This is a genomic window from Corynebacterium choanae (genome assembly GCF_003813965.1).
Taxonomy (GTDB): domain Bacteria; phylum Actinomycetota; class Actinomycetes; order Mycobacteriales; family Mycobacteriaceae; genus Corynebacterium; species Corynebacterium choanae.
This window is the reverse complement of sequence record NZ_CP033896.1, coordinates 2098068-2121454: the sequence shown is the minus strand read 5'-3', so window position 1 is coordinate 2121454 and position 23387 is coordinate 2098068. Positions and strand designations below refer to the sequence as shown.

The 23387-nt window shown below is 55.8% G+C and carries 15 protein-coding genes; 6 read left to right on the top strand and 9 right to left on the bottom strand.

The annotated features are described in order from the left end of the window. The first annotated feature begins 937 nt into the window (after nt 1–937). Nucleotides 938–1945 carry a diacylglycerol kinase family protein gene (locus tag CCHOA_RS07670; RefSeq protein WP_123929034.1) on the top strand — a complete coding sequence of 336 codons (1008 nt, stop codon included), beginning with the start codon at nt 938–940 and terminating at the stop codon, nt 1943–1945. 1603 nt (nt 1946–3548) lie between these two features. On the opposite strand, the gene CCHOA_RS07665 is transcribed toward CCHOA_RS07670, so the two are convergent. Next, nucleotides 3549–4223, bottom strand: a complete 675-nt coding sequence (locus tag CCHOA_RS07665; protein WP_123929031.1) for a CAP domain-containing protein — start codon at nt 4221–4223, stop codon at nt 3549–3551. A 956-nt stretch (nt 4224–5179) separates the two neighbouring features. On the opposite strand from CCHOA_RS07665, the gene CCHOA_RS07660 reads away from it, so the two are divergent. Then, the gene (locus tag CCHOA_RS07660; protein WP_123931044.1) at nt 5180–6463 is read left to right on the top strand and encodes an alpha/beta fold hydrolase; all 1284 of its coding nucleotides are present in this window, start codon (nt 5180–5182) and stop codon (nt 6461–6463) included. Between the two features lie 278 nt (nt 6464–6741). Here CCHOA_RS07660 and CCHOA_RS07655 read toward each other — a convergent pair whose 3' ends face one another. Continuing rightward, the gene (locus CCHOA_RS07655; protein ID WP_123929028.1) at nt 6742–7743 is read right to left on the bottom strand and encodes a hypothetical protein; all 1002 of its coding nucleotides are present in this window, start codon (nt 7741–7743) and stop codon (nt 6742–6744) included. A 517-nt stretch (nt 7744–8260) separates the two neighbouring features. Between CCHOA_RS07655 and CCHOA_RS07650 the strand changes: the two genes are divergently transcribed. Then, nucleotides 8261–9073, top strand: coding sequence for a hypothetical protein (locus CCHOA_RS07650; protein ID WP_123929024.1), 813 nt, complete (start codon nt 8261–8263; stop codon nt 9071–9073). A 233-nt stretch (nt 9074–9306) separates the two neighbouring features. Here CCHOA_RS07650 and CCHOA_RS07645 read toward each other — a convergent pair whose 3' ends face one another. From CCHOA_RS07645 to CCHOA_RS07625, 5 genes are all read right to left on the bottom strand, one after another. Beyond that, the gene (locus CCHOA_RS07645) at nt 9307–11004 is read right to left on the bottom strand and encodes a dipeptide ABC transporter ATP-binding protein (RefSeq protein ID WP_123929021.1); all 1698 of its coding nucleotides are present in this window, start codon (nt 11002–11004) and stop codon (nt 9307–9309) included. Further along, nucleotides 11005–11808, bottom strand: a complete 804-nt coding sequence (locus CCHOA_RS07640) for an ABC transporter permease (protein WP_123931041.1) — start codon at nt 11806–11808, stop codon at nt 11005–11007. Between the two features lie 127 nt (nt 11809–11935). Continuing rightward, on the bottom strand, nt 11936–12880 hold the full coding sequence (locus CCHOA_RS07635; RefSeq protein WP_123929018.1) for an ABC transporter permease: 945 nt from the start codon (nt 12878–12880) through the stop codon (nt 11936–11938). Between the two features lie 9 nt (nt 12881–12889). Beyond that, nucleotides 12890–14467: an ABC transporter substrate-binding protein gene (locus tag CCHOA_RS07630; RefSeq protein ID WP_123929015.1), complete on the bottom strand. Its 1578-nt coding sequence runs from the start codon at nt 14465–14467 to the stop codon at nt 12890–12892. A gap of 408 nt (nt 14468–14875) precedes the next feature. Beyond that, a complete protein-coding gene (locus tag CCHOA_RS07625; RefSeq protein ID WP_245992113.1) occupies nt 14876–16105 on the bottom strand; it encodes a MalY/PatB family protein in 1230 nt (409 codons plus the stop codon). Between the two features lie 357 nt (nt 16106–16462). On the opposite strand from CCHOA_RS07625, the gene CCHOA_RS07620 reads away from it, so the two are divergent. Together CCHOA_RS07620 and CCHOA_RS07615 are read left to right on the top strand one after the other, a co-directional pair. Further along, nucleotides 16463–17035 (top strand): hypothetical protein, encoded by a 573-nt coding sequence (locus tag CCHOA_RS07620; RefSeq protein ID WP_123929012.1) that lies wholly within the window; start codon nt 16463–16465, stop codon nt 17033–17035. A 767-nt stretch (nt 17036–17802) separates the two neighbouring features. Then, nucleotides 17803–19764 carry a hypothetical protein gene (locus CCHOA_RS07615; protein WP_206425781.1) on the top strand — a complete coding sequence of 654 codons (1962 nt, stop codon included), beginning with the start codon at nt 17803–17805 and terminating at the stop codon, nt 19762–19764. A gap of 289 nt (nt 19765–20053) precedes the next feature. On the opposite strand, the gene CCHOA_RS07610 is transcribed toward CCHOA_RS07615, so the two are convergent. Continuing rightward, nucleotides 20054–20935 carry a phytoene/squalene synthase family protein gene (locus CCHOA_RS07610; protein WP_206425780.1) on the bottom strand — a complete coding sequence of 294 codons (882 nt, stop codon included), beginning with the start codon at nt 20933–20935 and terminating at the stop codon, nt 20054–20056. 259 nt (nt 20936–21194) lie between these two features. Here CCHOA_RS07610 and idi point away from each other — a divergent pair, with 259 nt between their 5' ends. Next, nucleotides 21195–21773, top strand: coding sequence for an isopentenyl-diphosphate Delta-isomerase (idi, locus tag CCHOA_RS07605; RefSeq protein WP_123931031.1), 579 nt, complete (start codon nt 21195–21197; stop codon nt 21771–21773). 217 nt (nt 21774–21990) lie between these two features. On the opposite strand, the gene CCHOA_RS07600 is transcribed toward idi, so the two are convergent. Beyond that, a complete protein-coding gene (locus CCHOA_RS07600) occupies nt 21991–23262 on the bottom strand; it encodes a phosphotransferase (protein WP_123929006.1) in 1272 nt (423 codons plus the stop codon). Nucleotides 23263–23387 lie beyond the last annotated feature (125 nt).

Genomic DNA, 23387 nt, shown 5'->3' with positions numbered 1-23387 from the left:
CAGGTGAGTGGTGTGATCCCGCGCCGAAGTGTTCCGCGGTGTTGCTGCGTTGTTGCGACGGGAAAGGGCTGCAGCCAAATACTGGAGTTGCGTGTGTTCGAGCATTGCGCCTGGATATGGCTTACGGGCGGATTGGGGCCGACTATTCCTGGGCGGGTGCCGCTCATTTTTGATCATTTTGGAAGTTCCCCTGTTTTGGGGGGAATGCGATCCCGTGGCTGCAGGCCAGGGCAAGGTATGTTCTTTTGACGCAATAACCCCAGCACACATGCTATCTATTTGGCGCCGGGTCGATCCCGATGAGCCGCGTTGAGGTTATCTGTACTGTTCATCGCGGGAAACGTTGTTGCTGGATGTGGGCTTTAGTTGGAATACCTTATTTGTTTAGGTACAAAGGTAGTGTCACAAACAGAGAATCGGTTTCTTGGTTTTGGGGGCTAGTAGCCTATGTCACTTTTTTGGCGCTGGTAACCTTGCTCCTGAAAACTTCCATAGTCTCTTTGTGCTGCTGTCCTTCCAGGACTTGTGGGCAATCCGGGTCTTGCAATCCATGCTGACAATCGCATGGTGGAACACCGTTGGTTAGCGAAGTGATTCTGCTTTCACCGGCGCCAACAGGTGCTGTGAGTAGCGGGAGCAAGTAGCCGTACGGTGATTTATGCTCGTCTGCTGTTGCCGTGTTTGCGCCGGGATTGCACTTGTGAATCCTGGTGTTTTTAGCGCGCACGGATACATTTGGAAGTACAGTAACATCGTTTGTTCACGCCGTTGTAGCCTTGCTTCGGCCTGCAGGCGTGGAAATCCGGTGATGGAATGTGGCGAACTGATCATTCGCTGCAAGCCTTATAAGGCCACCAAGTTTGCTGCAGGTTTCACCTTGAAGCAAGCCGGTAAGGCCGCGACCCCAGAATTCGTGTAGTTGTTGTAGGAGCCAGTCATGCCTGACTATCCGATCGGATATGAGCCGATCGGGACCGTAGCGTTGCTTACGAATCCCCGGTCCGGCTATGGCTCTGCGCGCCACACTACAGATGTGGCACTGCAACGTTTGCAACGGCGCGGGGTGGAAGCTATCGCTTTCAACGCTGCTTCCGCCGCGGACACTGGACGGCTCATTCAGCGAGCCCTCGACGACCTTGATTTTGACGCCATCGTCGTTTGTGGTGGCGACGGCATGATCAACCGGGCGTTGCAAGAATCTGCCACCACCGGTATTCCACTCGGCATCATCCCTGCCGGTTCCGGTAATGATACTGCCCGCCATCTGCGAATCCCATTCGACCCGGTCATGGCCGCGGATGTGATTGCCGAAGGATTTGTTACCACCACCGATTTAGGGCTGGTGTCCAACGACGCAGGGGAGCAGGCCTATTTCGGGTCTGTGCTGTCATGTGGTGTGGACTCCTACATGGCTGAACGTGCATCAAATATGAGCTGGGCACCAGGGCCAAACAAATTTACCCTCGCATTTATGCAAGGGCTGCTGAAGATGAAGCCGAATCGCTATCATATTGAGCTTCGTGGCGCCCAGGAGATTCCGCATCTTTCCGAAGAGGCAAGGCAACGACGGCTCGATCTTGATGGTCCGATTTCGCCGGAGGGGCTTTTAACTATCGATCGTGATTTGCTCATCGCAACGGTCGGCAACACCCGTATGTATGGTGGCGGCCGCACGATTTGTCCTCGCGCTGATCATCACGATGGTCTGCTTGATCTGACGATGACGCAACTCGTCGCCCTCCACAAACAGATCCGGATGGTCAATGAATTCCTCAACGGCGACCACAATCCTATTTCTTGGCTGACGAGCTACCGATTCCGGGAAGCTCGTATCGAGGTGGATCTCGGCGTGCAGGCACACGGCGACGGTGAGCCGCTTTTCTACGCGCCCATCAACGTCAAGTGTGTGCCTGCTGCTGGCCGGTATATCGTCCCGGCGCCGTAAAGTATCCGGATTTTGCCGGGAATGATCACTGAAGGGGTAAAGGATGACTTTTCCTACCCCCATTGTCTGACCTGTGCCCACAGTTGCGGATTTTGCGCTGGTCACACGGTTGCGAATTTTTCATTCGCCCGTAGTAACGGACGATAACGCGGGATTTTCGGCGTGTTTTTGCTGGTAACGGGTCTGCCTGCTAGATTTTTTCAGTCTTGATCGGTAAAGTAATACGGGACGTACGGCAGAAAGCTTCTGCTGGTATTGGTTTATCGCATCGCCGAGTTTCTGGTGGTGACCCACAGCAACGGGGTCTCCTCAAACCACCGCATAGGAGACGCGAAATGATGCGATGAATCCTATACATTCCGTTTCCTCAAAACGGGGTCAGCAGGGGATAGCCGTACACCGCAAGCTTGAGACGAATGGGAACGTCAAAGCTCTTAGCGAGAAGAGCACAGTAAGGGTCGTTTGGTGCGGACCTAACTGCTGCTCTTCTTCGCATGCCCAAAACTTTTTAGCTTTCTTAGTTTGGCCGCACGGTGACGCTGTGACCAGGTATCCCTGACGACAATGCACTGTCCCTGTCCTGGGTGCACTACCGCAGTTGCTGCGCTGGCGGTTTTCATTAGGGACTATTGCATGCTGTGCCAATGTGTGCCTGTGGTTCGGTATGCAACGCTGAGGCTTCCTTGGAAACCTCGGTGGGGAATCTCTCTGGGCGCTCATACAGTCCGCGAAGTTACAATCTCTCCTGTTTGCGCTACAGCAATCCACACCAGGGGTACGGGGATGTCAGGGGAAACAAGGACGTGCGGCAACGCTGTGCACAGCGCTTGTGCCAGCGGGTCGAGCGATGATGCACACTATTTGCAGACGGATGTTTTCTGTATCTATACGCCCGGTCAGTGCTGTTGTATCTACTTTCGTGCGATGCCCTGAACGCGATGTCGCAGGGGGGACGTGCGTCGGGTTTCATTCCGTTGTCTTGGGGATCCTTGAAGATGCCACTGGGCGGCAGGCATGTGTAACGGGCATTAACCCAACCAAAACCCCTTGCGATACCAGTTTCGCGGGATATCGCAAGGGGTTGGATGTTCTTTTCGTCGGTGTGTTTTTGGGTATGCGTCACGCACATCGGTGGTTCAATCCGTTGCTGCGAGGATATGGTTCTTGAAATGTTTTCAGCTCCCAACATCATGCTTTCAAGAACTTGTAGTTGATGGCTGCGTGCTTGGTAAATAAGCTGCGCCAGCTAACACTACGATCCTGCATCGAACACACCGGGGGACTGCTGAGTCAATACCCATCACGGGCCGGAACACCGACGAAAAGAAGTATCAGCAACATGCACAAAAAATCACGGGCGCCATGTTGCGTAGGTCGTACGGTCTGTAGTTGTGTTATTCCTAGTGCTGCCCCCAGGGCCGGGTGGAGTGCTCTCCGGCATCAGTCAGCAGCGTGCTGTTCAACGCCACTGTTTGGGATTAGTCCGCGGCACCCAGGGGCACAGATCGCGGGGATGCGGTTGAAAGGTTTTGCATGAGTTAACAACACACATCCCGCGCGCCTGTATAGGGCACTAGGTGATCACCTTGAGGGTGGTATTTGGTTAGGAATAGATGCTAAACCGCACTACACCGTAGACTTCGCCAGTCTTTGGATCGTGGGCGATGCCAACACCCATGCTCTTGAATTTTGCGGTGTGCAGAATTTCTGCGTGAGCAGGGGATTCTTCCCATTGCCGGATGAGTTGGGCGGCAGTATCGGGCGCATCAATGTCGAAGCGTTGTGCGATGATTTCTGCTTTCCGAGTACCCGGGTCGTGAGCAAACCAGTGCATTTCCGCCATGTGGTTTGCCCAAGCTTGGGCAGCGATGGAGTTGTTGGTGTCCAGCCGCAGCGGGTTTTGTCCGCTGCGGGCGCGCTGGCGATTGACCAGTCGAGCGATTTCCAGCGCGCGGCTGCGGTAGAGATCGTTGCCCCACACTTCCGAATCGCCTTGGAGGTCTGCTTGCAGCAAGTCAACCCGAGAACGGGGTGCAGTTTCGGCGCGAAGATCAGCAGCCAGGGGGCTGTTGTCGTCGCTATCAAGTACCGGGGTGGTATTGGTCGCGGAAACTACACGAGCTTGACTTGGGGCATAGTCCGAAGCTTCACCAGCTGAGATCGAAATTCCGCCGCCCAAGATGCCAAGAAGGTCAGCATTGGCAGCTGGGGTGAATCCGGCGAAAGCAACAGCGGTAGCAACGGCAGCTGTGGCGATCCTGGTGATGACGGTGGCCATTTGGGGGCTCCTTGAATTTTTGGTGCGAAGGGGGAATCTTGCTTCACCCGGTTGGGAGGCCGGGCTTCCTCTGAAGCTTGTCCCTCGAAGGCTAATGGCTTTTGCCTTCGTCCCCAATAGTATTTGGAACAAACAAGTTTTGTCTATTGAAATAAATATGGTCACTCCCCGAACGGGGGTGTTTTGTGGTGAAAACTTCCTAAATGCCCAGGTGGGCCATTGGTCATCTGTGACTCATCTGGTGACGTAAATGGGGCTACATGTGCGTAAAAGTGGCAAAAATGGGCAATTTTTACGCAGGGGAATGATGTTAGCTTTTGCCTCACGGACCGCCTGAAAAAGTCTAAAGTCCTGGTAGAAAATGTATGTACCCAAAAGATAACGGTGTTACCCACCCGCTAGATACCCCCGTTTCGGACATAAACCAACATCGGCCGCAAGTGTGGCTAATCGATAGCTTTTTGCAAATAGTATTGAAGCGAAAACCTATCCGGGTGGGATGTGGTTGGCTATTCTTTGGTGAAGTCGCTGGTAAACGGCTACTTATGGGCTGTAGTGAATAAGATTCGGCGTCAATGAAGGGTTTGCTTAGGTAAGTGCCTTGGGTGATCTAGCAACAGTGCTGTTAGGGGTTATATTTGAGGGCAAACATAACTAGCGACCTCGCGAAACTGGCAAAATCCCTGCTCGGCGGGCTTTGCGCGATGGTTAATGGTTAGGGGGATAATGTTGGGGGGTAAAACTACTTTGTTTTTCCCACCGAAGTACATTCTGGTTGGTCGCAAGCACCGCAATTGTTCCTTCCGGCTGTTACCGCAGTGGCGCATCAGGTGCAATAGACGACTCACCTAGTCCTGGTGCATCTTCCCGCCGACGAACCCAGTACAGTGGCAGCTATGAACGACCAACCACGCAAGCAAAGTTCCTATCCCGCAACGCCACCAGCAACGTTCACTATGGGTGGCTACACCTATAAACCGCACACCATCACCAGGCCACGGGTTGTCGGTAAACCCGAATACGGTGAGATCACCGTCTTTGCCCGGGAAGTAATCCCGCCCGGCGGTGAAGAATTCCCCATGATCATCAAGCTGCAAGGAGGCCCAGGGTGTCCAAGCCCGCGTCCGGTCGCGATCGGCTCCTGGCTTGCCCTCCTGTTGAAGCGCTACCGTTTGCTGCTGCTCGACCAGCGGGGGACAGGATATTCCACCCCACTCGACCAGCACAGTCCTGAGCTTGCCACCTATTCTGATGAACAATTAGCCGAAGTGCTCGCCGGTCTGCGGGCAGATGCAATCGTTGACGACTGTGAAGCGTTCCGGGAATACTTTGGGCTGGATCAAGTGAGTTTGGTTGGCCAGTCCTATGGTGGATTCTGTGCGACCACCTATATGTCGAAGTACCCGGACAAGCTGGACAAGGTGTATCTCACCGGTGGTCTGCCGGCAACCGACTGCGGTATCGACGATGTGTACCGGGCGACCTATGCGGCGCTGGCGGCGCGGCATGAACAGTTCTTCGCCCAATTCCCCTTTGCTGAGCAGGCCATTCGGCAACTCTCGCAGTATCTTGATGAAAACGATGTGCGCCTGCCTAACGGGGTGCGTTTAACTTCCCGCATGTTCCGCACTGTGGGGATTAATTTGGGGCGCGACACCGGGTTCGCCACCTTGGCTTATCTGCTGGAAGCGCCGTTTCATCACCATGGTGATTCCCGCCCACAATTGCGTGATGCGTGGCTTAGTGCGGTCGCGGCACAGGTGTCGTTTGCTAGCACTCCTCTTTATGCAGCCCTGCACGAATCAATCTATGGCGGCACAGTGCCGGGGGCGACGCGCTGGTCGGCACAACGACTCCGGGCCGAGATCCCGGGCTTCGCTGAGGATGCTGATCCACTCGACGAAAGCCAGCCCTTTTATCTCACCGGGGAACACATCTATCCGTGGATGTTTGAAGAAGACCCAGCACTCCAACCGTTTGCCGGTGCGGTAGCAATCTTGGCGGAAAAAGACGACTGGGAGAGTCTGTACGACCGGGAAGCCATGGCAACGACCACTGCAACCGGGGCTGCCGCGGTCTATGTCGACGATATTTTCGTGCCCATGCAGTATTCACTTTCGACGGCCGCCGCCATGCGGGATATGCGCCCATGGATCACCAACGCCCACCAGCATGATGGGATTGCAGGTAATGGGGAAGCTATCTTAAGCCGGCTTATTGACATGGTTGATGACCACTAGTGATCGTCGGCATCGGTTGCGAAGAGGTTGCTATTGAAGATGTCCCCAATGGTCGGTGGGGCTTGGCATGCCTTTTCGACGATGTGCAGCCCGCCGGTGGCGGGGATTGACGATCGCCTCCTAAATATTGCAGCAAAGGTATCTGCTGCAATCGCAACACCCGCCACCCCAACCAGAACGAGTGCGTTGTGGTTGGGGCAGCGGGTGAGTGGATTAGTTATGATCGGCCAGCTTGGTGGCCGCCGGCTTGCCGCGTAGCAAGGTGATCTAGTGCTCGGCTACCAAGCGGTGCGGCGATGCCTTCCGGATGGTTGCGTCCATGTTTGGCTGGGGGTGGCAGGTTGTGCACCATTGCCCCAATTCGACATGGTGGCGCCGCCCCCGGCAGCCTGTGGCGCAGCAGACTGTGGAAGGGTACGGCTTTGTAGCCATGAAATTCCGGCCGCCCCAGCCGGAACGTCTTCCGGGGCACGCCGCCGAATTCGTGGGGTTGGCTGTTCCTTGGATTTCGGGGTTGCTGTCGAAGTGTGTTCCCCCGGAAGGCTCCCCAACCCAGCCTGCGGCGATTGCTGAAACACCGTATTCACTACGGTTCGTGCCAGCTCATAGAGTGGAGTTGGCTGCGCCGGAGTCACCCTGGTCACCTGTGCGAACGGGGCAGTTAGTGGATCTGTGCTGGCAGCAGCAGATGCAGCAGTCTCGCCGCGCTGCGATCCATCAGCGGTGATTCGCGGGTCGTTCTCGTCGCAGTCGGCAGTCTGATCAACTGTTGTGTGCTGGCGATTGTTCGATCCATCCGTGGGCGCTATTTCCTCACCTGCAGACTGGTCTTGTGTACACGGTGCGGTAAATCGATACAACGGTGCTGGTGTTGGAATGGGATGGGCGCCGGTTGGGTGGTCGTGATTTTCCGAGTCTGATGTTTTGATGGAAGCAAACTCGGCCAATGCTGGCCACGGCAACTGTGCACTGGTCTGCTGCGCTTTTTCCACCGGAACCGCCGCGGATGCTGATGGTGTTACTCGGCGCTTTGCTGACGCACGTGTGGCAGGTGACGGTGAAGTATCTTCTGCCGATCGTTGTGAATGTGGTCGTGGATGATGCTGCACTGCCCGCGGCAGTGGGAAACCCCAGCGTTGATGCGTGCCCCCCTGGCCCGGGCGGAACCGTGAATAGGTACCAACCGGCGCATCGACGAGCGACGGCGACCGGCCGTGCTGTGACGAATCTTGAACATTGCTGGCATCATTGCCAGCGCGGGAAGGATGAGTTCCTTGCACAGTAATTCCCCCAATGGATATACCCGTAACGGTGAAGTTAACAATGAACAGGTGGTGGCCACCCACCAGCGAAAGCCTGGTGGTGAGCCGATATGAAGTTGTTCCTTCCCAGTGCAGATCATCGTAGCTGAAAATTCCTCAGATTTTGGCGCGCTGCCCGAACTCGCCCGCAGGTGGGGGAATAATTATGTTAGCCAAACTAGCTGACCTGCAGTATCGCTACGCTGCGTCTATCGGAAAGCTATATAGGTGTGATGTATTTAGCGTTATTAAGAAAAGGCTAAGATCTAGGCGGGTGTGTTGTCGGTGCTTGCGGCTGGAAAGCCTGCTGGGGCTGTCCGCAAACAGTGCCTGCGGTCGGTGATCTGCGAACATCCATCAGCAGTGGATAGGGCAACGGTGCCCTGCAGGGCAGTGTTGCTGCGGGGATAGAAACCAGGGGGTTGGGGAACCAGTGGTGGCTGAGTTACCACAGTCAATGTGTAACGGTGAGCAGAGCAGTTTAGGATACATAGCTGTGAGGATTACATCAGCATGCGCATCCACGATCATCGCCGCCAGCCTGTGTGCCGGACTGGTGCAAATACCAACAGCACAAGCAGCTGAAGCTCCTGCTTCGCAAACCGATACAGCAGCCACCGCTTCACCGGCAACTAACGCAGATACCGGCGCCAAGCCAGCTGATCCTACTGCAGGTGACGAAACAGCAGCAGGTGATGACAAGGCACCTGCCGCTGAGCAGGCCACCGATACGGCAACTGAAGCGGATGACACCGCCGCAGCAGGTGAGACGGATGCGGCTGATGCTGCAGAAACCACCCCGGACACCGAACCAGTCACCAACCCGTCACCGGAAGACGACCAGGCAACCCCTGCCGAAGACGCTGCAACGACCACCGCGAAACAGCCGGAAAACGACACCAGCGCACCCACCTACACCCCAGGGGATTTCATTCGCGATTACCGGCCAGTCAACCTGGTTGGTGACTGGTATCGTGCCTGGAAATCCTACAAACTTCGGGAAAATGTGCGCAGCGCCTACCGGTTCGGTCCGACGAGTCGCAGTGAGGTACGTGCCTGCTGGCAGCGGGTCATCGACAACCAATCCGACTATCTTGTCAAAATCGGCAACACCTGGGAGTGGCAAAACGGCTCCCTGGAACCCTGCCCCCGCCATGAGATTACTTTCCTCGATTTTTTGAAAGCATCACTCATCTCGTTGTTGACCGCAATATCCTCGCCGCTGCGCGAATACGGATTATCTGCACCAATCGATGTCATCGGTGAACCGTTGTCGACGACTTCCTCCAAGCAGTCCGGAATCCGGTAACTGCTCTTCACCGCCGCCTACTGGCAAACTGTCACTCGGCCGGCACACACCAACAACCCCGCCTAAAGGTATGTTCTTGAGGTTTCCCGGACCTTGAAACCAATAGGCGGGGTTGTTGTGTGTAACCTGGCGACCGTCGCATCAACTACAGTCACCCTGCGAATCCTATAGTGGCGGCCACAGCTCAATTCCGGGAAAGCGTTTGGGATCGTGTTGTCTTTGTTAGCTGTTATCTACGGCGCGGTGACTGTCGCCGGGCTACCGATTGTGGGCACTGCCGCCAGCAGCGACTGGGTGTACGGGTGCGAGGGGGCGTTCCACACTTGTGTGACACTGCCAGTCTCGACGACACGTCCACGGTCGAGCACCATGACTTCACTGCACATCTCGCGCACCACAGAAAGATCGTGGCCTACCAGAATCAAGGCGAGTTCATGATCAATAATCAACTCAGTGAGCAGATTCAACACTTGCGCTCGCACCGACACATCCAAGGCACTGACAGGTTCGTCAGCCAGTAAGATGCGTGGCCGCAGCGATAGGGCTCGTGCGATGGAGATTCGCTGCCGTTGACCACCGGAAAATTCGTGCGGATATCGATCAACCGCAGACGGATCAATTCCCACCTCCCCGAGCACTTCGACGACCCGGTCACGACGCTGTGAAGTCGACAAGCTGGTCGCCTGCAAGGGTTCGCCCACAATTGTTCCGATAGTCATGCGCGGATCCAGCGACCCAGACGGGTCTTGAAACACCAGCTGCAGCTGCCGGTGGGCATAGGCTACCGCCCTTCGATGATCCGCTTTCGATACTTCTGCCCGGCTGCCATAGGTGCGGCCGTCAATGGTTACCGTGCCAGTGGACGGTTCAATAAGTCCGGCCACAATTTTTAGCAGCGTTGATTTTCCCGACCCGGAGCCGCCCACTATGCCGAGCCGCTGCCCACTGCGCAGCACACAGTCTGTCGGCTGGAGGGCATGATGCTCAACCCGACGAAACAGCCCAGTATTGCGGAAATAGGTTTTGCTGACACCTTTAGCCTCCAGCAGCGGGGCACCAGGTGCAGGAAATTGGGGCTGCGCGTGAGCCACCCCCGGTGCATAGTCGTCGCCAGCAGATTGCACCGTATAAAGACGTCCCTTGGTATCTCGTGCCCGCAGATCACTGGCGGCAAGAAGCCCCCGCGTGTACGGGTGGGTGGGGTGGGTGAAAATAGTGGCAGTGTCTGCCGCTTCTACGATCACCCCATGCTGCATCACCATCACCCGCTGACACATATCGCCGATAAGCCCAAGATCGTGGGTGATAAACAGCAGCGCCATATTGTGGGTTTCCACCAAGCGTGCAATCAGCCGCACAATAGTGCGTTGCACCGTAGTGTCGAGGGCTGTGGTTGGTTCGTCACAGATCAACACATCTGGGTTGGTTGCAATCGCCATTGCGATGAGTACTCGCTGCCGTTGGCCACCGGAAAGCTGATGCGGATAGGTGCGGTATGGATCACCGGTGAGCGTTAATTCGACCTGTTCTAACAGTTCAGTCACCCGGCCGCGGGCAGCTGCCGCGGAGGACACCATGCGGTGATGTAGTAGCACTTCTGCGATCTGATCGCCGATCGTGTGCACCGGGTTTAAGGCAGTCATTGGCTCCTGGAACACCATCGCGATCCGCCGACCCCGAATAGTGCACATGACACGTTCAGCAAGCGTGACAAGATTACCCGGCTGGTCAGCTAACGTGATCTCCCCGGTGACGGTGAGGGAGGGATGCACTAGCCCGAGTAAAGCAAATGCGGTCAGTGACTTACCTGATCCGGATTCGCCAATAAGCCCAACCCGTTCACCACGGTCAAGACGCAGGTGAACATTGTCAACGAGCCGTACCCCGTGGCGGGTGGTGATGGTGAGATTCCTACATTGCAACACGCTCATTTACGCCATCCTTGTTCGCGGGTCGGCATGGTCACGTAATCCGTCGCCGAGCAGATTAAACCCCAATACGGTTATTGCGATAAACAATCCTGGCCACAGAGCCAGTATCGGATGAGATCCGAGAAAGCCTTGCGAATCGGCGAGCATCCGACCCCAGGAGGCGTGGGGCGGCGGCGTGCCAAGGCCAAGGAAGGACAATCCTGCTTCGGCCAGGATCGCCAGTGAAAAACCGACTGTGGCTTGCACAATAATCAAACCGGCAATATTGGGAATCACATGCGTGATTGCAATTGTTATTGGTGAAACATTGGAGGTGCGGGCGGCGGCAATATAGTCAAAGGTTTTTACCGTTAATGTGCCAGCCCGGGCGATTCGTGCGAAACCAGGAATTGCAGCCACCCCGATGGCAAGCGTTGCAGTGGTCGTTGACGAGCCAAATGCGGCGCCGGCCACGATTGCTAACAGCAATGCCGGAAACGCCATGACCACGTCGACAGTGCGGGCGATTACCGCATCGATCCGGCCACCCAACATGGCGGCACCAACGCCCAGCGGCACCCCAACGACTGCCCCGATAGTCACTGCCAGCGCCCCCACAGTCAGTGAAATCTTCGCCCCAGCCATAATCCGTGACAGGGTATCTCGCCCGAATTGATCGGTGCCAAACAGATGCGTCCACGATGGACCTTGCAGCCGATCCTCGGCGATGGCATGAACAGGATCATAGGGGGTGGCGACCGTGGCGACAAGCGCCATAAGAACCACCAGTGTTACAAGCACGCCGCCGACAATGGTTAGCCACATCGAGGAACGATGCCGCCGGGGTGCGGCCGAGAGATCAAGCACACTCATGGGGGAAACATCCTTCCCAAAGGCAATAACAAAGAATAACGAACAGGGCGGAGAACTTCTCACGCAGCAACAAAAAGCGTTAGGTGCGTAAACGTGGATCTAGCAGCGCATAAGTTACTTCGACGAGAAAGTTCAAGCTGAGGGTGATCACTACCAAAAGCATGACAATTGCTTGCACAATCGGCAGGTCACGCTGGGATACCGCCTCCAGCAGCAGCGATCCAATTCCTGGAATGACAAACACATGCTCGATAACAACCGCGCCCGTTACTAGTGCGGCCAACTGTAAGGCGGCAACGGTCAGCACCGGCAGGGACGCATTATGCAACCCGTGGCCGATCAACGTTCGCCAGCGGGATAACCCTTTTGCCCTGGCGGTGCGCATATAGTCTTCGCCGGTAACGTCAAGCACAGCGCTGCGAACATAGCGGGTTAGGATCGCTGACTGCACCATTGCCAGCGCTAACACCGGCAATATGAGACGCCGAACAAAGCCGCCAAAATCATCTGCCGGCGGCACCCAACCATTTGACGGCAGCCAGCCCAACTGGACCGCAATCACCGTCACCAATAAAATTGCCGCCACAAATGACGGAATAGCAATACCAACCTGTGACATGGCAGCAATAGCGATTCCATCGGCATGCCGACGACGCATCGCCGCCCAAATTCCCAGCGGCACCGCAATCGCGATTGCCACCACCATGGCACAAACCACCAAAATCGCGGTTACCTGCAGACGATCCCACACCAGGGGAGTGATCGCGGTGCCAGAGATCAGCGACGACCCGAAGTGGCCGGTAAGCATCCCCCCAAGCCAGGTGCCATATTGCACAATCAGCGGCTGATCGGTGCCGAGTTCGGCTCGTTTCTGCGCCAAGAGTTCATCTGTGGCATCCAAACCAAGCGCAATCTGTGCTGGATCCCCAGGGGCGATCCGCAACAGCACAAACACCACGATTGAGGCAAGTAACACAGCCAAAAGATAGCGGAGGAAAAACCCCCCAATTCGTCGTGCCAGCATGGTGAAACACTAGCCCCTTTCTTGCGCCTCAGTAGCCGATGCACCATCCCGCTGCAGACGGGCAAGCTCAATGCCTTCGCCAAAATCATTGGGATTCAGCCCGGTTACCCCCGGAGCCTGCACCACGATATTGGGATAATTAAACACCGTGTCTGCCGCAGCCTGCTCCATGATTGCATCGACGACCTGCCGCATCGCGGCAGTGTAATCCTCTGCAGGGGCAGTATCAGCAACCTCGAGTAGCTGCTGCACTCGTGGTGAGTCAAAGCCAAGATAATAGTCCGGATTGCCGAAAATATTGGCAATATCGCGTGGTTCGATATGCACAATGATCGACATGTCATAGTCATGCCGTTTGTACACCTTCGACAGCCACACAGCCGGGAATTCTTGCGCCTCGATACGCACATCAAAACCGACAGCTTTCAGCTGGGAATAGATCATCTCCGCGGACTGCATTGCGTAAGGTCGGGTAGGTGTGGCCAGCACAATTTTATTATTCGGTGCAGTCACACCAGCTTCAGCTAACAGTGCTTTCGCTTTTTCCGGGTCGAAAGGATAGCGAGTATCGACGGCAAACCACGGATCTGTTGGTGGCACTGGTGCCCCGCCGGTATCTACCCCGTAGCCCAGCCATGCCGTATCGATGACTGCTTGTCGATCGATGGCGTACATTACTGCCTGCCGCACCCGGAGATCATCAAACGGCGCCCGGCGATGGTTCATAGTCAGCAGCACTTCACCATTGGTAGTGCCAACTTCAATCGTGTAGCGGTTACGGGCACGCAGCTGATCGATAAGCTCCGGTGACTGCAAGGAATACACCACATCAACGTCGCCTGATTGGAGCGCATTTGCCGCCCCGGTTGCGGAAGTGAAATAGCGCAGCGTCACCTCTGAAGAAGCAGCTGGGGTACCCCAGTAATCATCCCTGGCAGCTAGTGTTAGCGCCTGTCCGACTGCCCACCGTTTGACGGTAAACGGTCCGGTGCCGACCGGATGTTGTTGTAATGAGTCGTCATCAACACCAGTCGGACTCATCATCGCACCCACCATTGTGCCCATTGACCATAGCCACGAATTCGACGAGCGTTGCAGAGTTACTGCCACCGTGTAATCGTCGATGACGGTGACATCGTCGACAAGATCCATAATTTTCTTCTTGCCGTTAGTCCACGCATCAGACTGCACTCGTTCAATCGAAAACTTCACAGTCTCTGCAGTAAACGGCGTGCCATCGGAAAAACGCACCCCTTCGCGCAGATGAAACACGTAGCGAGTTCCGTCATCGCTGACATCCCAACTGGTGGCCAGGCCGCTAGAAAGCGAACCATCCTGGGCAATAGTGACGAGCGTTTCGTAGACGTTACGCATCAACGCTTGCGGAATAGCTGCCCCGGAAGTGCGGGTGAAATCTAAACTGGCAGGGGCAGCAGACAATGCCACACTGACCCCTGTATCCGACTCGGACTGCACTGTTTGCGTCGATAAACTACCGGCGTGACAGCCCGCAATGGACAAAGGCACGATGAGCGCCGCAGGAATAAGCACACGATGAAGTCGGCGCAGTCGACGGGTTAATCCCATGCGGATAGGGTAGCGGGGCATCTCGCAATCCCTCCAATTGTCCGACAACCCCGCTGGTGGGACTGTTTCGGTAGCCCTGATTGAACGGTGTATACACCTGGTGAACATGTATTTTTTAGAAAACAACAGGTGGTGGCCATGATGCTACCTTCTCCCCACCTAGCAAGGTCGCGCACTCGTGCCACCTGCTAGCAGCTGCCACGGGCGTGCAACAACCTGATGTTTTACACCCGTTAAGGGGGATCGGCAATGTGGGAAGATGTGGGAATTGCTGGGGCAGATTTCCAGTGAGGGAACTTCCCTTATCCATCCACCCGCACATCAACCCCAGCTGCAAGTCATAGCGCACCACACCAAAGGATCCAGTAGCGCACCGCGAAACCCATTGACGTCGGAAACCGCTGCGAACTAGCGAATTCCCGCCTCTACAAGAGCTTGACCCATCTGTGCGAAGGCCTGGCGGAGGATCTCCTCGCTCGTCGCGAAATTCAGGCGCACGAAACCCCTCCCGGCGGGGCCGAAATCTGCCCCCTCATTCACCGCCACTTTTGCGTGCTGCAAGAAAAACTCTCCAGGTGCTTGGTCAAGCGGCAGGTGGCGGCAATCCAACCATGCCAGATATGTTGCCTGCGGAATGCGATAGCGCACGCCCGGTAAATGTTCGGCAACTAGAGAAGCAACGAGGTGGCGATGGTGCTCCAAAATAGCGAGCTCCTCATCAAGGAAATCGTCGCCCCGGGAATAACAGCTGGTGGCTGCTGCTAATCCGAGCGGGGAATATCCCTCCCGCTTCAATGGATGGATAGCTGCAAACCGGGATGCGTCCTCCGCGTTCGTTGTAATAAACTGTGCGCATTTTAGCCCGGCAACATTAAACGCCTTCGATGCAGCTGTGAGCGTGATCGTCCGTCGTCGAGCAGTTTCGCTTACCGTTGCTGCCATTACATGAGTGGTGCCATACACCAGTGGTGCATGAATCTCGTCGGAGATAATTTTCGCATCATAACGTTCCGCCAATTCGGCAAGCTTTACTAGCTGCTGCGAACTATGTGTAACACCGAGCGGATTGTGCGGATTACACAACACCAAGGCACCTGCGCCCGCAGCGAACAGCTGTTCAATCTCCTGTAGATCAAGCACAATATCGGCGGCCAAATCAGGATGGGCAAACGCCGAAATCTCGGTTGCTTCAGCAGGAGTTGCAGTGGTGTCGTTGCGGTAATGGTATTTCAGTAGCGAACGCCCTGACAGTTCACCAAGCGCCAAAAATGGGGGATAGCAGGGGTTTGGAATAAGCACCGGACGTGCCGGATCGGTGAAAGCCTCAAGTGCCAACACCAGCCCAGAGACAACATCTGCGACGGGGAAAATCCACTCTGGGGTCAGCTCTACACCGTAGCGACGCTGCGCAAATCCGGCGAGCGCTTCCCCAAATTCTGGGGTTGGTGCCGGATATCCGAATTGTTCATTGCTGCAGGCTTCCCGAATTGCCTCGCAGACTGCAGGACAAGTAGGAAAATCTGATTCCGCTACCCACAGTGGGAGAACATCGGCAGGATAGTGCGCCCATTTTGCCGTTGCGCGGGCTCGCAGTCGTGCAAGAGAAGGAAAATCCATGACCACCACCATAACGGTCATAGGTGGAGTTTGTCCTATTTGGTTTCCACACCTTTTCGCTACCCCCATGTTCGTGCTGGCAGCACAGTACTTCACCACGTGGAAGCCATCACCGCCATGGCATAGAAGCGCCAGCGTTCAAGTCGAAGCCACGCTCGTTGGGTGAGTGTCAAGTCACACAGTCAAAGATGGCCACTTGGGTTGTTGCTAGCGAGTTGGCCTTTCAGGGAGGTAGCGTGGTTGGATGGAAACCAGCATCGCAACAAACAGTGCTGGCAGGTAGCGCTGATTAACAGCTATAGTTTTGGTGCTGTTCACAGATGAGATATTCAGTGAGAGGCAAGCGTTTCTCACAGGTTGGTTAGGAGCACCGCAGTGTTGTCTAAATCGTCACTTCGTCGCAAAGGGATGACACTATGCTGTGTCGGCGCATTCGTGTTGTCCGGATGCTCCAAACTCGACGCGGTGATGAATAGCGACCAGGACACCTTAGCTACCTCTATTGCCGCAGAGCTGCCGGAAGAAGGCACTACACCTGCTGCGAACCCGACGTTTACCACCCGGCCACCGAAACCTACAACGGTAACCGCCTCGCTGGTTGCTCAGCCGAAAGCGGAAGATGCAAGCCTGAACGCTACGTGGCGATTTAAAGGAATCACCCCAGACGGCAAAGTGCATGTCAGCCTCACCAACAACAACGATGCACCTCTGCCACCAGAAGCATTGCCGCAGCCAACGCTGGTGATTCGTGACGGCAGCGGCAACCCAACACGGATCGATTTGCTACCGAATAATCCACAAACCGGCGTGCAAAACGGTCTCGACCTGCCCCTAGGTCCGCATGCCACAGCCAACTTCACCTACCAGTTCGACGTGAATCCAAACCTTGCGTGGGATGCCACCTTCAGCATTGGTGAGGTGCACTGGCAAGGCAATCTCAACGCGGTGTAAATCGGATTGCTCCTCGCATAATCGGCAAGCCGAATAGGGGTTACGCCACTGAATTGATCGTGTCTGCAAATAGGTGGGACAGGTGCCCACAGGCCGGCCGCGGGCGGCGTCGGATCAACTTTTGGGCAGTCCGCTCACACGTTGTCGATGGAGTCTTGCACTCGGTAGAAAACACAAGTACTGGCGGCGGCAATCGTCTCCGGCAAGAGAGTGCAGTAAACGGTGTGATAAGCAACCAGCCGAACAAGTGGCAAAAATAAGACACGACGCGGAATGCAAATAGAGCGCGAAGCTGAACCGGCCGCCACAGCTTGCCAAAATATCGAGTGCAACCTGCAGGTATTCAGGTCTACACCGCAGGTGGGGGGAGCTGCCGGGGGTATTGGGGATGCCGGCTAGGAACCAGCGGGCAGCAACCTGCAGTCTAAGCACGGTACAGCCGGCCGGTTGGCCACAAGGTTGATATGTAACAAACGCAACATGGGGAAGTCATTGCTGTGGCCGACAGGCTACGGGGTGCGCCAAACACAATGCCCGCACAACCCACAAGGGCAATCTGTTGTCGGCACCAGCAATGACACGGTTAGCGATCTGGAAACACACACTGGGGATATCCGCAGATGGCTAATCCGCGTTGTACACATAGCAGCTGGGGACTGCTGATGGTTCGCGGGGGCGAATCATCGCAACCTTACCCCAACCGGCTGGCTGTACGGGGGGATCCCTCAATTCGTATCAGCCCATCACATCTTGCTCGGGGAATCACTATGACAACAGCCTCATTCGAAATGCTGCCGACCACCATGCTCACCGTGAGTAACACTCTACGTCGGGCAGCAGACCTTGCCGCAGCCATACCGCGGAGCCCAGCAGAACCAACCCTTGCCTGGACAACACTGTTGCCGCTGCAGCCGGTAGGTGAACAAATCCAACTGGCATTTGATAGCGGTCCTGGAAGCCTGCGACAGGTAATGCAAGCGATCAGTTCCGATTTACAGTGGATGGGCGAAACGTTAGAAGCAACTGTTGAATCCATAACCGGTCTCGATAAGGAATTTGCCTATCTGCTCGACCACCTTGAACACGGCTACCAACCGCAACCCGTTGAGCTTTCACTCCATCCGCGCCCCAATGCGGTAATCCCGCCCCTGCAGCCAGTACTACCACGACCTGGCACACCCATGCCCACCGATATGCTGTTTACTGCACTGCAACAAACCAATGTGGCAGCAATGGCAGCAAGCGGATTGGCTTGGGGGGAGGCTGCCACCCAAATCGGGCATGTATTGCAACTCGTGCACACGGCCTTTGCCACACTCCCCAAAGCCGGACAAGGCAGTATTGTTGAGCAAGCAACGCAGGCGACGAGTAAAGTGCAGCAAATTCTTACCCAGGTTGCGGCGAATTGTTCAGTGATGTCGGCCTACGCCCAGCAGGCAGTAGTAGCCACCCAAGGTCTGCTTGCGACAGTACTGGCAGCGGATGCCGCTGCAGTAGCCGCAGCCACCCCATTGGTTGTCACCCTGCCGCAGTATCGTGCCTCGATCGGGGCAATGATCATGGAAACAGTGATAAATCCACTCGGTGTTGCACTGATTCCGCCAGTAAAATCATTGACTGCACCAGCCCCGAACCGTCCCACCTTGCCGGTGATGCTGCGCAGTTTGCTTGATGCGGTCACCGGCAGCAAAGAAATCATGCTGCCAGCGGTTCAAGGATTGTTGAAAAACATTCTCCCTGACAGCGGAATTGACATGGACAAATCAGCAAATAAGCAAGCCATAGAAAATGCTGTCAATGAGTTTATTCGCAGCCATCCTAGTCTCGACAGCAATCCTGCCGGGCAGATAGCAGCGGGAGTCCGCAACGCAGTCGGCGGTATTACTGATCCTGCACAGGCCGTCGAACAGCTCATCACCCCGCAAACCACCACCGCCGGCTTGAACGCTCCAATCACCCCAGGTGCTTCCACCCCCGGTGTGGCCGGTGCCCCTAACCTTGTCGGCATTGCTCAGCGTGCCGCGAATATGGTCGGCAGAGCAGCCCCAGAGATGATGGCGCATCTTTCCCGGCAAGCAATCGGTTTACTCGGCACACAGCTTCCCGCTGCAGCAGCTGCCGCCGGCATCCGACCACTCGATCCGGCAACCCTCGGCGCAACAAATATTAGTGGTAAACCGCCAGCTTCCATGCTGCCACCAGGGATGCTGCACCAGCCGCAGCACACAACAGCGAAACGCTTCACCCAAACCCACAGCGGATCATCGCTGAACTTCGATCATTTAAGAAACAAACAATCCGCGGTAAACAGCAGCCACGCCAGTACGGATCCAAATTTGCAACGTCCGAAAGCGATTTCCGGTGAACGACTGTTCACAGCCAAAGCCGGACTTTCCGGATTGGGAGCGCTCCCCGGCAAAATCGCAGCCCCAACAATGGATACCGGTGTACGTGGCACACCAGTAGTCAATACCAATCCACCCGCGGCAACCGCAGGTGGTGGGGCAGCAGCCTCACCTGCTGTCAGCGTAGCCAGCGGCAACAGTGCCAACACGATGGCACGAGCCCCGATGATGGCAGGCATGGCACCTGCCCAAAGTGGAGGCGGAAAGAAACAACAAATGATGATCACCGAAGTGGAAGCTGACCCGAATCGGCAGGCAGTTGTCGGATCCCCGACCAAAGGAACTGCTCCTGCAGTGATCGGCAGCTGGGTGCGGGAGGAGTAACCGCACCTATCGCATGCATGGAGTCAGCCGTCACCGACGAACAGCAACCGGCTTCGTTGCGCAGACACTCTTCCAAGATCTGCCGACCACACAGGACTAAGACCTGGCAACAAAACCGGTTACCCTTCAACAACCAACGATGAACCGGGGTGGATGAGCGCATAACTTGCCTTATCCATCCCGGTTAGCGTTACCCGCGGCACGCAGGATTGCCTCCCGCGTTGCATCACAGGTACGGTTCACCAGCCAGCAACTTTTGACTGTTCAACGCGCCGATCACCACAGCTAGCTATTTTTTCCCCATCACCGCGGCCTGCCGTACTGCTTGGGCGATCAACCGCATTTTCTCCGGATTGCTGACACGCACCCGCTGTTGCTCCAACACAGCAACACTGGTCTGATCCACCTTGTCGGTCAACGTGGCAAAGAAATAATATGCTGCAAGCACAGCACTCCGCGAGGAAAACGGCAGCAAAGGAATAGTTGCATACGCTGTGTGTAGATCCTGTCGAATATCCTCGACCAGCAACTGTTTTTGCTGCTCATCAAGACGCTTTCCCCAAGCAGCAAAATACGATCGACCCAACAGTGACGTATCTTCGGCATAGTCACGCAAAAAATTGATTTTCTGAAATGCTGCACCCAAAGCCTGCGCCCCAGCATCAAGGATGCTTCGCTCCTGCGGTGAAACCACGTGGTTTCGCAGGAAAATCGCGACACACATCAACCCGATCACCTCGGCTGAACCGTAAATATAGGCCGCCAGCTCCTGTTTGCTGAACTCTCGCGCAGTAATATCAGCACGCATCGAAGCATAAAACGCCGTCATATGCTCCCGCGGAATATGGCATTGCCGGGCAGTGTCCGCAAACGCCTGCAACATCGGATTGGTGGAAAACCCCGACTCCATCGCCGCATAGGTATCCCGCTCAAACTCTTCCAAACGAGCAGCGATCTGCTCCTGCGAAAGACCAGCTGCAGCCGCAGTCCCATCGACAATCTCGTCGGCAATACGCACCACCGAATACAAGTTACGAATATCGGTCCGTAACGGTTGCGGCAGCAGCCTGGTCGCAAAAGAAAAACTCGTCGAGTACCGGCCAATTACCCCGGACGCTGCCGCCGCCGACATCGCCTGATAATCCTCCAAAGAGGTGGTATGTGTTGCCATCTCGGCGTACTCCCGTTCCCTGCACCAAACGTGCGTCATACAACTTATTTCGCATAACCTCGCCTCACCCGGTGCCTACCGCGGAAAAACACCACAGGGTATCGCGACACCTAGTGCTGCCCCGACACACGACCCAGCGAAGCATCTGCCCCTATAGTGCCAGATTGATCACACGAATACCGCACCAGATGACACCACACCCCACCCGCAGCACCCGGCGAATACGCCAGAACGGCAAAAAATCGCTACAGTGGCAGACGTGACTTCCGCCGCCCCCAAACCCCCATCAACTGAAGAACTCGTCGTTCTGTGTGACACCACAGGAACCCCCACCGGAACTTGGCCTAAAGCCACTGTGCACCATGATGACACCCCGCTCCACTTAGCGTTTTCCGCCTATGTGCTCAACGACGCTGGACAACTGCTCATCACCCGACGGGCATTACACAAACGCACCTGGCCGGGGGTGTGGACAAACTCCATGTGCGGCCATCCCGGTCCAGGTGAACAACCAGCCGACGCAGCAGCCCGTCGCGGATCCGAAGAACTCGGGATTGCGGCGGCGGACTTGTCGCAGTTTGCGTGTATCCTCCCCGATTTTCACTATCGTGCCACGGATTCATCCGGGGTCGTGGAAAACGAAGTCTGTCCGGTGTTTATTACCAGGCTGCGCGCCGGGGCTAGCGTGCAACCGCAAGCAAGTGAAGTCGATGCTATGCAGTGGGTTGATCCGGCGGCGTTGTGGACCGCCGTGCAAGCTACCCCCTGGGCGTTTTCCCCGTGGATGGGCTGGCAACTCGAACATGCCGAATTACGTGACGCACTTGGCGTACTGTAAAAACTCGCATTGCGGCAATCGTTTAACCGGCAGTGGCAATATCAGACACATTCGACAATTGCATGCAATCAGTGAACCGGGCTGGTAACGGGCTTCGAGACCTTGCCACAGCGCGCCCGCAGCGTGTTGACGCAGTGATCCCTAAGCATTTAAAGGATGGGCATCAATAGGCCAGTTGCAGCACTAGCGCACCGCCACGGTAAGCAGCGATAGTGAATTACAACTGTTGGTTCGTTCCGATAATATTGCGAACCGCGCTGAGCGGAATATCGACCCAATCAGGGCGATTATTTGCCTCATACGCAACCTCGTAAAGCGCCTTGTCCAACACGAGCGCTTCCAACAGCGGTGATGAAGCAACCCCATAGCCGGCAAGGAACTGCTCCTGGCACCGCCGGGCAAATTGGGTTGCGAATTGCTCATCGCAGGTGCTCGTCAACCCAGCGGCTTGTGGGAAGTGTGCAGCATAATCAAATGAGCGCAGCATTCCAGCCACATCACGAAGCGCGACATCAGGTTTACTGCGCTGCGCCACATCACTGGCCGGTTCCCCTTCAAAGTCGATAATTGTCCAACCCTGGTCATTTAACAGTGTTTGCCCTAGATGCAGATCACCATGGATACGCTGCTCGGTGACAGTATCGGCCCTAAGCTGCGCATATGTGGCTAATACTGCAGGAAGAATCGTTGCAAGCTGAGGGGCTTGGCGGGCAAGCCTGGTGGCACGTTGCTGCAAACGGTCAATCACCGTCGCAACCGGTACATCCTGCGGGGGAAAGTGGGCGGCAAGTACTTGATGAATTTCGGCTGTTGCCTTGCCAAGTTCGAAGGCTTCTCGATCAAACGACGCACCTTCCCGGCTCGCGCTAACCGCTAATCCCCATCCGTCCTGCGCGTTGGGAACAAATGTTTGCACCACGGCAGTCACGGTAGGTTGCGAGTCAATGGTGCAGCTTGCATAGCGCAGCAGCGGGGCACTGCTGCGACAGCCACCGGCTGTTAATGCGGTGAGAAGTTCCACCTCTGGATTAGGACCTGGGGCAAGTTTCCGGAAAAACTTCACCATCGCCACCGGTTGACCGGTTTGGGGATGCACAAGCAGCAGTGACGTATTGGACTGCTCTGCGCCGAGTGGTCGAATTGTCCAATCATCATCGAACAGCGTGCTGAGAGGTGTTGGTGTTGCAGTAGTTGTCGATGGCACAGCAACAGGATCGCCGGGTGGTAGGAGCTCTGCTGCGGTGGCAACATTGTCACTCAGCCACTGTGCATCCCCCAACACGTCACGGCCTGCATCATCGACGAGAAGTTGATACATATCCTGCTGTTGGCCGGCAGTAACCTGTGCAAACACCCACTGAGTGTTGGCCGGGCCGGGCTGGCGATCAGTTATCTCGACTGTGTGAATCGTCGCTGATTTGGCACCAAAAAAGCGCTGCGCAGGCAGTTGTGCCGCGATACGTGTTGCCAGCGTGTGATCGTCAACCATGAAGATATTCTCCAAACCAGGAAACGGTGCGTAATCAATGAGACCAAAGCATGCCCAACAATCCTCCTTATTGCACCTTTTGCAGGCTGATAAGCAGGTGTTGAAAGTGGCAACCGGCTGCCAGC

Coding starts and splice junctions, on each gene's coding strand:
- CCHOA_RS07670 (WP_123929034.1), top strand. CDS start 938: ATGCCTGACTATCCGATCGGATATGAGCCGATCGGGACCGTAGCGTTG.
- CCHOA_RS07665 (WP_123929031.1), bottom strand. CDS start 4,223: ATGGCCACCGTCATCACCAGGATCGCCACAGCTGCCGTTGCTACCGCT.
- CCHOA_RS07660 (WP_123931044.1), top strand. CDS start 5,180: ATGGGTGGCTACACCTATAAACCGCACACCATCACCAGGCCACGGGTT.
- CCHOA_RS07645 (WP_123929021.1), bottom strand. CDS start 11,004: ATGAGCGTGTTGCAATGTAGGAATCTCACCATCACCACCCGCCACGGG.
- CCHOA_RS07640 (WP_123931041.1), bottom strand. CDS start 11,808: ATGTGGCTAACCATTGTCGGCGGCGTGCTTGTAACACTGGTGGTTCTT.
- CCHOA_RS07635 (WP_123929018.1), bottom strand. CDS start 12,880: ATGCTGGCACGACGAATTGGGGGGTTTTTCCTCCGCTATCTTTTGGCT.
- CCHOA_RS07630 (WP_123929015.1), bottom strand. CDS start 14,467: ATGGGATTAACCCGTCGACTGCGCCGACTTCATCGTGTGCTTATTCCT.
- CCHOA_RS07625 (WP_245992113.1), bottom strand. CDS start 16,105: ATGACCGTTATGGTGGTGGTCATGGATTTTCCTTCTCTTGCACGACTG.
- CCHOA_RS07615 (WP_206425781.1), top strand. CDS start 17,803: ATGACAACAGCCTCATTCGAAATGCTGCCGACCACCATGCTCACCGTG.
- CCHOA_RS07610 (WP_206425780.1), bottom strand. CDS start 20,935: ATGGCAACACATACCACCTCTTTGGAGGATTATCAGGCGATGTCGGCG.
- CCHOA_RS07600 (WP_123929006.1), bottom strand. CDS start 23,262: ATGGTTGACGATCACACGCTGGCAACACGTATCGCGGCACAACTGCCT.